At 62.9% G+C, this 9,394-nt stretch carries 13 protein-coding genes; 6 read left to right on the top strand and 7 right to left on the bottom strand.

What is annotated here, in order from left to right; genetic code table 11:
- Nucleotides 1–243: 243 nt before the first annotated feature.
- The 3 genes from IE158_RS02455 to IE158_RS02445 all read right to left on the bottom strand — a co-directional run bounded on the left by IE158_RS02455 (nucleotide 244) and on the right by IE158_RS02445 (nucleotide 1,995).
- Nucleotides 244–897 (bottom strand): PrsW family intramembrane metalloprotease, encoded by a 654-nt coding sequence (locus IE158_RS02455; protein ID WP_189642081.1) that lies wholly within the window; start codon nucleotides 895–897, stop codon nucleotides 244–246.
- Nucleotides 898–944: 47 nt separating this feature from the next.
- Nucleotides 945–1,475, bottom strand: coding sequence for a crossover junction endodeoxyribonuclease RuvC (gene ruvC, locus IE158_RS02450; protein WP_189642080.1), 531 nt, complete (start codon nucleotides 1,473–1,475; stop codon nucleotides 945–947).
- A 97-nt stretch (nucleotides 1,476–1,572) separates the two neighbouring features.
- A complete protein-coding gene (locus IE158_RS02445; protein WP_189642079.1) occupies nucleotides 1,573–1,995 on the bottom strand; it encodes a HesB/IscA family protein in 423 nt (140 codons plus the stop codon).
- 118 nt (nucleotides 1,996–2,113) lie between these two features.
- Here IE158_RS02445 and IE158_RS02440 point away from each other — a divergent pair, with 118 nt between their 5' ends.
- The 4 genes from IE158_RS02440 to IE158_RS02425 all read left to right on the top strand — a co-directional run bounded on the left by IE158_RS02440 (nucleotide 2,114) and on the right by IE158_RS02425 (nucleotide 4,695).
- On the top strand, nucleotides 2,114–2,374 hold the full coding sequence (locus tag IE158_RS02440) for a DdrH (RefSeq protein WP_189642078.1): 261 nt from the start codon (nucleotides 2,114–2,116) through the stop codon (nucleotides 2,372–2,374).
- Nucleotides 2,375–2,507: 133 nt separating this feature from the next.
- Entirely contained in the window at nucleotides 2,508–3,314 is an 807-nt protein-coding gene (gene minD / locus IE158_RS02435; protein ID WP_189642077.1) for a septum site-determining protein MinD, read from the top strand.
- A complete protein-coding gene (minE, locus tag IE158_RS02430; RefSeq protein ID WP_189642076.1) occupies nucleotides 3,314–3,574 on the top strand; it encodes a cell division topological specificity factor MinE in 261 nt (86 codons plus the stop codon). The genes minD and minE overlap by 1 nt, the downstream gene beginning before the upstream one ends.
- A gap of 176 nt (nucleotides 3,575–3,750) precedes the next feature.
- Nucleotides 3,751–4,695 carry an aldo/keto reductase family protein gene (locus IE158_RS02425; RefSeq protein WP_189642075.1) on the top strand — a complete coding sequence of 315 codons (945 nt, stop codon included), beginning with the start codon at nucleotides 3,751–3,753 and terminating at the stop codon, nucleotides 4,693–4,695.
- Nucleotides 4,696–4,760: 65 nt separating this feature from the next.
- Here IE158_RS02425 and IE158_RS02420 read toward each other — a convergent pair whose 3' ends face one another.
- The 4 genes from IE158_RS02420 to IE158_RS02405 all read right to left on the bottom strand — a co-directional run bounded on the left by IE158_RS02420 (nucleotide 4,761) and on the right by IE158_RS02405 (nucleotide 8,041).
- Nucleotides 4,761–4,997: a ferredoxin gene (locus IE158_RS02420; protein ID WP_189642074.1), complete on the bottom strand. Its 237-nt coding sequence runs from the start codon at nucleotides 4,995–4,997 to the stop codon at nucleotides 4,761–4,763.
- Between the two features lie 105 nt (nucleotides 4,998–5,102).
- Entirely contained in the window at nucleotides 5,103–5,879 is a 777-nt protein-coding gene (locus tag IE158_RS02415) for an NTP transferase domain-containing protein (protein WP_189642073.1), read from the bottom strand.
- Nucleotides 5,880–5,907: 28 nt separating this feature from the next.
- Nucleotides 5,908–7,314 carry a sensor histidine kinase gene (locus IE158_RS02410; RefSeq protein WP_189642072.1) on the bottom strand — a complete coding sequence of 469 codons (1,407 nt, stop codon included), beginning with the start codon at nucleotides 7,312–7,314 and terminating at the stop codon, nucleotides 5,908–5,910.
- Between the two features lie 61 nt (nucleotides 7,315–7,375).
- The gene (locus IE158_RS02405; RefSeq protein WP_189642071.1) at nucleotides 7,376–8,041 is read right to left on the bottom strand and encodes a response regulator transcription factor; all 666 of its coding nucleotides are present in this window, start codon (nucleotides 8,039–8,041) and stop codon (nucleotides 7,376–7,378) included.
- Between the two features lie 179 nt (nucleotides 8,042–8,220).
- Between IE158_RS02405 and IE158_RS02400 the strand changes: the two genes are divergently transcribed.
- Together IE158_RS02400 and cmk are read left to right on the top strand one after the other, a co-directional pair.
- Nucleotides 8,221–8,706 (top strand): DinB family protein, encoded by a 486-nt coding sequence (locus IE158_RS02400; protein ID WP_189642070.1) that lies wholly within the window; start codon nucleotides 8,221–8,223, stop codon nucleotides 8,704–8,706.
- 50 nt (nucleotides 8,707–8,756) lie between these two features.
- Nucleotides 8,757–9,386 carry a (d)CMP kinase gene (gene cmk / locus IE158_RS02395; RefSeq protein WP_229838845.1) on the top strand — a complete coding sequence of 210 codons (630 nt, stop codon included), beginning with the start codon at nucleotides 8,757–8,759 and terminating at the stop codon, nucleotides 9,384–9,386.
- The last annotated feature ends 8 nt before the right edge of the window (nucleotides 9,387–9,394 follow it).

The following is a 9,394-nucleotide window of genomic DNA, read 5'->3' as shown; positions in this document are numbered from 1 at the left end:
TGCCAAGGCATCCACCGTGGGCCCTTAGTATCTTGACCCATCAAGATTTAAAAACGTTGTCTGCACCCATAGGTGCGACTCGGTGTTTCAAAAACAGGATTATGCTCTTGTTCTCGCATTGCTCTTCGTTTGTCATGCTGCTCGCCTCAACTGAGGCTCAGAAACTATACAAGCCCCGCGGGGGCGTGTCAAGCCTTGTCTTTGACCTCCCCTACATATCCGCACTTCCACGTGTGGGGCAGGTCAAATGGGCCGCGCGTAGTCCCGGAAACGGCGGTAATACCGCTGCGCCATCACCGCCATGAGCGCGAGCAGCAGCAAGAGGAACAGCACCTGCATCCACCCTGCCTCATCCAGCAAGAGGGTATTGAAGGCAAAGTGGAGAAAAATACTCAGGAGCAACCCCTGTGAACGCCACCAGCTGCGGCGAAACAGATAATGCTTGCCCAAGGCATAGCCCTGAGGCGCACTAAATAAGGCATGTGCCAAGGTGGTGACCAGCATGTGCCAAGCCGCCACCCCAGTACCAAACCCCAGGGCATACGTCAGATTTTCGGCATAAGCAAACCCCAACGCCGCAGTCACGGCATAGACCAGACCGTCCATTGGCTCGTCGAAGGCCTCTTCAGCCAGGGCGGTGGAAGTCGCCAGCATTTTGAAGCCCTCCTCCGTTATCGCAGCCAGGAGAGTCAGCAGTAACGGCCAGCTCCACCACTGCTCGAAACTGGCCTCAAACGTGGCGGATACCAGCCAGGCGAACACACCCCAGCCGAAAGTGCGGGCCAGCAGCCAGAGCGGCTCAGGATGGCGGTCATGGCGGATGAAGAACCACAGCCAAGCTGCGGTCAGCAGGCTACAAAGTGAGAAGGTAGACCAGAGCTGAGAGAAGAGTTGCATGCTCATATCTGTTCTCCCCTCTCTGCCCTAGTCCTCAACCCTCAGCCTCAGCGCCGACGCCCACGCTTCTGCGCGGCTTGAAGGGCCACTTCCAACGCACTGCGACTGACCAAGGGGGCAGAAGCCAGGTGCGTGAGCGCCAGTGCCAGAGCGTCAGCAGCGTGATTGTTGGTCAGCGCCCGCAAACCCAGATTGGCCCGGACCATATAGATGATCTGTTCCTTGTCAGCGCGGCCTGTACCTACCAGGGCCTTTTTGACCTGCATGGGGCCGTACCCATACACCGGCAGCCCCCGCTGCCCGCATGTCAGCTGCACCACGCCGTAAGCCTGGCCGACCTTGAAAGCTACGTCGGCCTGACGGCGTAAAATCTGATCTTCCAGAGCCACAGCTTCAGGCTGGAATTCGTCAATGACAGCCGCGATACGGCGGTGCAGGGTGAGCAGACGCTGTCCCATTTCCTGTGAACTGGGCGTAGTCACGCACTCCTGGTGCAAACAAACGGCGCGGCGAACATCTCCGTCCACCACGCCAAGGCCCAGATTGGCCAGTCCCGGATCCACACCTAAGACCCTCATTTCCCCGTCACGCTCACAGTCAGACACCATACAGCTTCTGCTGAGCTGCTACACCTGACAGCCCCGCAGAAGCGCTGCAACAAGGACGCCCCTGGGCTCAGCTGCTGCAGGAACCGCCCTGACCCTCGGGAGCCGTAGCGCCGTCGGTGCGGAACGAGTGGCCGCAGCCGCAGGAGCTGGTCGCATTGGGATTGTGAACGGTAAAGCCGCCGCCCATCAGGTTCTCGACAAAATCGACTTCGCTGCCGCGCAGCAGGGCGAGGCTCGCCTGATCCACCAGCAGCTTGACGCCCCGGTCATGCACGATGGTGTCGCCTTCAAGTTCACGGTCATCAATGGCCATGCCGTACTGATAACCGCTGCACCCGCCACTCTTGATAAATACGCGCACGCCAGCATCCTGCTTGCCACTGCCTGCCAGGATGCTCTGAGCCTTCTGGGCCCCGTATTCGCTGATGGTGAGAACCTTGGCCTCTGCCGGGGCAGCGGGGGTCGTCACAGGGAACATTTCTGCCGTCATGTGGGAAGCTTAGCACCGCCGAGACAAGCGCAACCGCAGCTTCGCTTGCAAATGAATCGCCCCGCACCATGAATCTATAGTCACATAACTTGAGTGGGGTTTTGATAGATTAAACCGTATGACTAACGCTTATGCACAGTGGTTCGCCCAGATAGAACAGGAGTATGGAGAGCAGCTGGCCGACATGCCCCTGCCCGACGGCCTGCCTGAACATCTGGCCGAGCTGATAGAGGCTGGCGACCAAGAAGCTGTGCTGTTCATGCTGAAAGTGGCGTGGCAGCTGGGTGCTCAAGCCGGACTTTCGGCAGGTGTACGGTTGGCCCAACATGGCCAGGGCCCACAGGGACAACCAGCCCCCAGCAGCGGCCTGAAAGCTTAAGGCCCGGCCATAGCGTGCGTAGGCGGTGGACACCTGACCCTATGCACTCAAGCTTGCACCAAGCCATGGTCCTTTTTGCCGGTGGCGCGGCAGTGCTTACCCGTTCCCGTCATTCACGCTACAATTGGAATTCATGGACGCCAAAGTCATCGTAGTGACCTCGGGCAAAGGTGGGGTCGGCAAGACCACCACCACCGCCAACATCGGCGCAGCCCTCGCCAAACAGGGTGAAAAAACCGCAGTGATTGACGTGGACGTGGGCCTGCGCAACCTGGACGTGGTCATGGGCTTGGAAAGCCGCGTGGTGTTTGACCTGATTGACGTGCTGGAAGGCAAGTGCAAGCTGAACCAGGCACTGATCCGTGACAAGCGGGTCGAGAACCTGTACTTGATGCCTGCCTCGCAGACCCGCGACAAGGATGCCCTTGACCCTGAAGTCTTTAAGCAAGTGATTGACCGCCTGCTGAATGAAGAAGGCTTTGACCGGATTCTGGTGGATAGCCCTGCCGGCATCGAATCGGGCTTTAAGACGGCTGCCGCTCCTGCACAGGGCGCACTGGTCGTGGTTAACCCTGAAGTGTCCAGCGTGCGTGACGCTGACCGCATCATCGGGCTGTTGGAAGCGCATCAGGTGGGCGAAATCCGCTTGGTGATCAACCGTCTGCGCCCTGCGATGGTCGCCAGCGGCAACATGCTGAGCGAGGCGGATATGGTCAATATCCTGAACGTCAAGCCTATCGGGATTATTCCTGAGGACGACGGCATTATCGTCTCGACCAACGTGGGTGAGCCAGCGGTCCTGGGCCAGTCCAGAGCCGGTCAGGCCTTTATGGATACGGCCCGCCGAATTCGCGGTGAGGACGTACCTTTCCCGGTTTACGGCGAAGAACCTGCGGGTGGCTTCTGGGCGCGGCTGCGTAAGCTGCTCGGAGGTGCCTGATGTTTGGTTGGTTCAAGAGCCGCGAGGAACGCAGCAAAGAGGCCCTGCGTGACCGGCTGGAGCTGGTGCTGGCCTATGACCGGGCCAACGTCTCGCCCGGCAAGATTGACGCCCTGCGCGCCGACCTGCTGGAAGTGGTCCGCAAGCATTTCCCAGCGGGCGAAAGCTCCATTGAAGTGGAGCAGATGGGCGACAAGATGGTCCTGTCGGCCAACATTCCGCTAGAAAGCGGCACCCGTCCTGGGCCGAGGCGCGGCTGAGGGCTGACTGGCCCCTACCGGTACTAGCCAAGACAGGAGGGAGTAGGGGCCAACAATGGCTCCTCTCCCTATTACTTTTGTCGTTTGTTGGCTTTCATCCTGTGTGCTGCTCATACCGGATGATTGTTCGTGACAGGTTGACGGTGTTCTGAGGCCAGCGGGCTTAGAGTAGGAACATGGAATACCGCAAATTGGGCAAAAGTGGACTGAAAGTCTCGGAAGTGGCGCTGGGCGGCTGGGTCACCTACGGCCACAGCGTGCATGAGCAGCAAACGGTGCGTGACATCGTTCACCGCGCTTATGACGCAGGCGTCAATTTCTTTGACCAAGCCGATGTCTATGCCAAAGGCAAAAGCGAGGAGATGATGGGCGCAGTCCTCGGCGAGCTGCCCCGGCACACCCTGGTGCTGTCCAGCAAGGTGTACTGGCCCATGAGCGACGATGTCAACGACCAGGGCCTCAGCCGCAAGCATGTGCTGGAAAGCATTGACGGCAGCCTGCGCCGCCTGGGCACCGACTACGTGGACATCTACTTCGCACACCGCTACGACCCCAATGTGCCGATGGAAGAAATCGTGATGGCCTTTGACCAGGTCATCCGCGACGGCAAGGCGCTGTACTGGGGCACGTCCATGTGGCCCGCTGCCCGCATCGCCCAGGCGGTGGAATTTGCCCGCGCCCACGGCCTGCACGCACCGGTGGTGGAGCAGCCCGAATATTCGATGATTGCCCGTGAGCGGGTAGAAAATGAGATTTTGCCCTACACCGAGGAAGCTGGCGTGGGCCTGGTCGTCTGGAGCCCGCTGGCGATGGGATTGCTGACCGGCAAGTACGACAATGGCGTGCCCGAAGGTGCCCGCCTGGGCGAGAACGAGAACTGGGCCAAGAAGTTTCTGACCGACAGCAACGTGCAGCGCGTGCGCGAGCTGAAACCTATCGCCGATGACCTGGGCCTGACCCGCGCCCAGCTGGCCCTGGCCTGGATTCTGCGGCAAAAAGGGGTCAGCAGCGTCATTACCGGCGCAACCCGGGTGAGCCAGATTGAGGACACCGTCAAAGCGGGCGGCGTGCGGCTGAGTGACGATGTCGTTGCACGAATTGAAGACATCTTGAACGGCTGAACGCAACAAGACTCCAAACGAAATTGGCCCGGCAGTGCATTTGCCGGGCCACGTGCTGCATAGGTTCAGACGCCGAAAAATTCAGCGTTCTTGGCAATAAAGGGGGTTTCTTCGTCGGGCACGTCTTCTTCAGGGAAGATGGCGTTGACGGGGCAAGCAGGCACACAAGCGCCGCAGTCAATGCACTCGTCGGGGTGGATGAGGAACTGGTCACCACCGTCGTAGATGCACTCGACAGGGCAAACTTCGGTGCAGGCTTGGTCCTTGACACCGATACAGGGGGAAGTGATGATGTGAGGCATAGCGGCAGTATGCCCCGGCCCCCTATCGGATGACAAGGGCCATTTCTCTGAAGGAATCACGTCTGGGCGGGCCAAATCCTGACTTGGTAGCTCAGGATTTCAGCGCTACTGGGCCTGCGACAAATAAGCTTCGGCCAGTGCCAGGTCGGAGGGCTTGTCCACATCGGTGCCTACGGCAGCATGCGGCGTAATGATGGCCCGCGCCTGGACACCGAGAAGGCGGCTGACCGCTTCTTCGAGACCCCGCACGGTCAGCTGGCCAGTGAGAAGCCGCAGCAAAACCCCTGGACCGATTAGGGCGGCCAGTTTAAGGGGCGCTTTGCGGGCGTCAAGCACGGCCCGCAATCTGGGCAGAAATTGCCCCACCAGCGCTGGGTCGAACAGGAAAAGGTTGCCGCCGGTAAACGTGCCATCCTTGACCCGCACAAAAGTCCGCTTGACGCCGGGGAAAGTGCGTTCGCAGGCTTCGCGCGGGACCACTGGATACAGGAGCCCTGCACCCGGCTGCTCAGCGGCCTGTGCCAGCACATCATTCAGCTGCTGGGCGGTCAACATGGGAATGTCAGCCGTAAGCACCAAAGCACGCCCAGACCTGTCACCCAGCGCCTCTAGCCCAGCGGTCAGGTTGTCCAGCAGGCTGCCCCGGTCTGGCAGCTGTAGGTCAATCAGGGCGTCCATCTCGGGCGTGGTGGGGCCGATATAAGCCACCCGCCCTACCTGACCGCTGGCCCGCACGGCCCGCAGCACATGCAGCCCCATTGGCTGCCCGGCCACCGGCACCAGTCCTTTGACTGCTACGCCATGCGAGACAGCAAAAGGGTCGCCTGGATCGCCCCCGCCAAGAATCAGGGCTTGGTACTGTGAGGCGGCAGCAGCGGTCATGGGGGACAGTGTAGATCAGTCCTGCTGCTCAGTCGTGCCCCGTGGCGGGAGCTGGGTGGACCGGCAACACCAGCCGCGCTGTGAAGCCCGCGCCCTCCACACTGGTCAGTTCGAGCCGCCCGCCATGAACCTCGGCGGCCCGCTGCGCCAGCGCCAGACCCAGCCCGTGACCGCCGCCCGCCGCCTGCCCCTGCCGCGAAGCATCGGGACGGTAAAAGGGCTGTCCCAGCTGCGCCAGCACCTCGGGAGAGACGCCGGGGCCCTCATCCTGCACTGAGATGTGGGCCTCTTCCCCCACCCTCTCCAACTGCACCAGCACCGGAGCGCCAGCGCCGTAACGCATCGCATTGACCACCAGATTCCACACGGCCTGGCCCAGCAGCACCGGGTCGCCCTCGGTCCACAGGACGCGGCCACTGGGAGCCACTTGCAGGTCCACATCAGCCAGCTCGTCCAGCTCGCGGGCGCGGTCTACGGCATCGGCAGCCAGGGGAGGCAGCGCTACCGGCTGCCGGGAGACCGAAGAAGGGTCGCGCGACAGCAGCAGCAGGTGTGTGGTCAGGTCTGAAAGCCGCTCCAAGTCAGTGCCAATTTCCTGCAAGTCCTGGCGGTAGCGCTCAGCGCTGCGGGGGCGGCTCAGGCTGCCCTGCACCCGCGCCGTGAGGGCCGCCAGCGGGGAACGCAGGTCGTGGGCAGCGGCGCGGGCAAAGTCCTGTTCGCGCTCGCGGGCCTGGGCCAGTTGCCCAAAGGTGCCCTGAAGGGCGCGGGCCAGCAAGCCCAGCTCGTCGCCCTGCTCGGTCAGCGGCAGTGGACGGCGGAGGTCGCCGCTCTCCCCCACTTCGCGGGCCGCCACTTCCAGCTGCCGCACTGGGGCCAGCAACCGCCCCGATACTGTCCACCCCAGCACCAGCGCCAGCACCAGCGCCAGCGGAAGCAGGGTCCAAAAGGCGCGGCGAAAAGCTTTGTTGGCCTGGCCCAGCGACCCAGTGTCGGTCATGACCGTCAGCATCAGCGGCGGACCAGAGGTGCGCAGCTCGCGTACGGCAATCATCTTATCCTGGCCGCGCAGCTGGTACAGGTTGACCGGCAAATCCAGCTGCAACCCCTGGGGAAAATGCACGGTCTGGTTGTAGAACCACTGCTCACCCACCTGCGACACCAGCCGCAGGTCCAGATTCTGGGTCTGCACGTTTTCGCTGGCAATCTGCGAGAGGTCCAGCCACACCCAGCGCAGACTTTCAGCCCCGCCAGCGCGGTCCACCTCGCGCTCGACCCGCGACTGCACAATCAGCACGCTGCTGAGCAGCTGCTCCTTTTCGGAGAGATACAGCAGTTGCCGCATGGTCAGATAGATGCCGCCCGACACCAGCAGGGCGGCCAGCACCGTGGCGAGGGCCGCCCACAGGGTCAGGCGGGCACGGAGGCTCAGGCGCATGTGGGGTAGTGGAGAGGTGATGGGAGATGGAAAAAAGCGGCTGGCCATCCCCCATCCACCCTCAACCTTCCACCCGGTAGCCGCGCCCGCGCTCCGAGCGGATGGCTTCGGGGGCCAGCTTGCGGCGCACGTAGCGCACGTACACGTCCACAATGCGGGCTTCGCCGTCGAATTCGGCTCCCCATACGCGGTCCAGCAATTCCTCGCGGGTAAACCAGCGCTCCGGCGAGAGCGTCAGCGCTTCGAGCAACGCGTACTCGCGGCCCGTGACCGCCACTTCTTCGCCGTCCCAGGTCACGGTGCGGGCCACGGTGTCCAGGGTGCCGCGCCCATCACCGAAATGCAGCACCGGCGCACTCTGGCCGCGCTCACGGCGGGTCAGGGCACGCAGGGTCGCCAGCAGCTCGGGCATGGCAAACGGCTTGGTCAAATACGCGTCCCCGCCGATGTCCAGTCCATGCACCCGGTCCTCAACCTCGGTGCGTGCCGTCAGAAAGAGGATGGCCGTGTCCAGGCCCGCTTCGCGCATTTCCCCGGCCACTGCGAAGCCGTCCAGCTCACCGGGCACCATCACGTCCAGCACGGCCAGGGGATAGTCGCCCATCACGGCGGCTTCGAGCGCGTCGTCGCCGGTCTGCACCCAGGTCACGTCGTAGCCCGCCTCGCTCAGGGCCTCACGGGTGGGCTCGGCAATGCGGGTGTCGTCTTCGAGCAGCAGCAGGCGCATGGAGGCAGTCTAGCGGTGCGGGTTGGAGGTGGGTTGGAGCGCGGCGTGATACCTTCGGGCCACTTTCCTTCAGGCCCAAGTGGGCAGGTGATGTTTATGGCAGACGGCAATTCAGTGCAGCGCTCCGGCGCATACGGCAACCGTTTTACAGCCCAGTTTCACTTTTGGAGGACCCATCCATGACCTTATCCCACCCCAACCCTTTCGCAGCGCCTCTGCGGGACCTGCTACGCGAAACTTTTGAAGGCACTGGCGGACAGGGCAGTATGTATATCGACGGCAGGGGGCGCGGCAGCCTGCTGGAAACTCTGAGCGGGCTGAGCGCCCTTCAGGCGTCCGAGCGCACTGGTAACGCTCCCAGTATCGCCGCGCACGTGGGGCATACCCGCTACTACCTCCGCGCCCTGCGGACCTATCTGGCGGGCGATGACTTCATAGCCGACTGGCCGGGCAGCTGGCAGCCCTCGGAAGTGGACGAACCGGGGTGGGCCGAGCTCCAAGGCGAGCTCGCCAGCGAATATCACGCCCTGCTGACCCAGCTTGAGCAGATCATCGATTGGAACGAGGACCTCAGCACTGACGCCCTCGCCACGCTGGCACACAGCGCCTATCATCTGGGCGCTGTGCGGCTGCTGGCACGGCACTTTGTATCCAGCGACAGCTAACTAACTACACAGCCGGGGCATTTTCGATGCAAGCCGCTACACTGCGGGGCGTGATTATCACGATTGACGGCGTAGCGGCGAGCGGCAAAAGTACGGTGGCCTCCGGGGTGGCCCGCGCCCTGGGCGTCCCGTATGTCAGTTCGGGGCTGCTGTACCGCGCCGTGACCCTGCACGGCCTGGAAAGTGGACTGCCGGGCGGCGACCTGCGCGTGCTGGAGCGCTTGCAGGCTCAGCCGCCCCGACTGGAACCCCACGCCGAGGGCAACCGGGTGCATCTGGCGGGACGCGACCTGACCGACGACCTGCACGCCACGCGGGTGGATGAAGGCGTCAGCGCCTACGCCGCGCTCCCAGAGGTGCGGGCCTGGGTGGATGAGCAGCTGCGGGCACTGCCCGCTCCCTTCGTGGCCGAGGGACGCGACATGGGCACCAACGTCTTCCCACAGGCGCAGGCCAAGTTCTACCTGACTGCCAGCCCCCGCGTGCGGGCCGAGCGGCGCAGCGCCGAGCGCCCCGAAGACCTGGACGCCATCGAAGCGGCCCTGGTAGAACGCGACACCCGCGACGCTGCCCAGAGCTTGCCTGCCGCCGACGCCCTGGTGATTGATACCGGCGAACTGAGCGCGCAGGAAGTCATTGACCTGATTGTGGCGCAGGTCAGGGAGAAGGCAGCAGGCTAAAGGCAGAA

Source organism: Deinococcus piscis (genome assembly GCF_014653275.1).
Lineage (GTDB): Bacteria > Deinococcota > Deinococci > Deinococcales > Deinococcaceae > Deinococcus > Deinococcus piscis.
The sequence above is the reverse complement of the archived record's forward strand: the minus strand, read 5'-3'. Positions and strand labels throughout refer to the sequence as shown.

Excerpts from the sequence above, each read along its gene's own strand:
- IE158_RS02455 (WP_189642081.1), bottom strand. The coding sequence starts at position 897 with ATGCAACTCTTCTCTCAGCTCTGGTCTACCTTCTCACTTTGTAGCCTG.
- ruvC (WP_189642080.1), bottom strand. The coding sequence starts at position 1,475 with ATGAGGGTCTTAGGTGTGGATCCGGGACTGGCCAATCTGGGCCTTGGC.
- IE158_RS02445 (WP_189642079.1), bottom strand. The coding sequence starts at position 1,995 with ATGACGGCAGAAATGTTCCCTGTGACGACCCCCGCTGCCCCGGCAGAG.
- IE158_RS02440 (WP_189642078.1), top strand. The coding sequence starts at position 2,114 with ATGACTAACGCTTATGCACAGTGGTTCGCCCAGATAGAACAGGAGTAT.
- minD (WP_189642077.1), top strand. The coding sequence starts at position 2,508 with ATGGACGCCAAAGTCATCGTAGTGACCTCGGGCAAAGGTGGGGTCGGC.
- minE (WP_189642076.1), top strand. The coding sequence starts at position 3,314 with ATGTTTGGTTGGTTCAAGAGCCGCGAGGAACGCAGCAAAGAGGCCCTG.
- IE158_RS02425 (WP_189642075.1), top strand. The coding sequence starts at position 3,751 with ATGGAATACCGCAAATTGGGCAAAAGTGGACTGAAAGTCTCGGAAGTG.
- IE158_RS02420 (WP_189642074.1), bottom strand. The coding sequence starts at position 4,997 with ATGCCTCACATCATCACTTCCCCCTGTATCGGTGTCAAGGACCAAGCC.
- IE158_RS02415 (WP_189642073.1), bottom strand. The coding sequence starts at position 5,879 with ATGACCGCTGCTGCCGCCTCACAGTACCAAGCCCTGATTCTTGGCGGG.
- IE158_RS02410 (WP_189642072.1), bottom strand. The coding sequence starts at position 7,314 with ATGCGCCTGAGCCTCCGTGCCCGCCTGACCCTGTGGGCGGCCCTCGCC.
- IE158_RS02405 (WP_189642071.1), bottom strand. The coding sequence starts at position 8,041 with ATGCGCCTGCTGCTGCTCGAAGACGACACCCGCATTGCCGAGCCCACC.
- IE158_RS02400 (WP_189642070.1), top strand. The coding sequence starts at position 8,221 with ATGACCTTATCCCACCCCAACCCTTTCGCAGCGCCTCTGCGGGACCTG.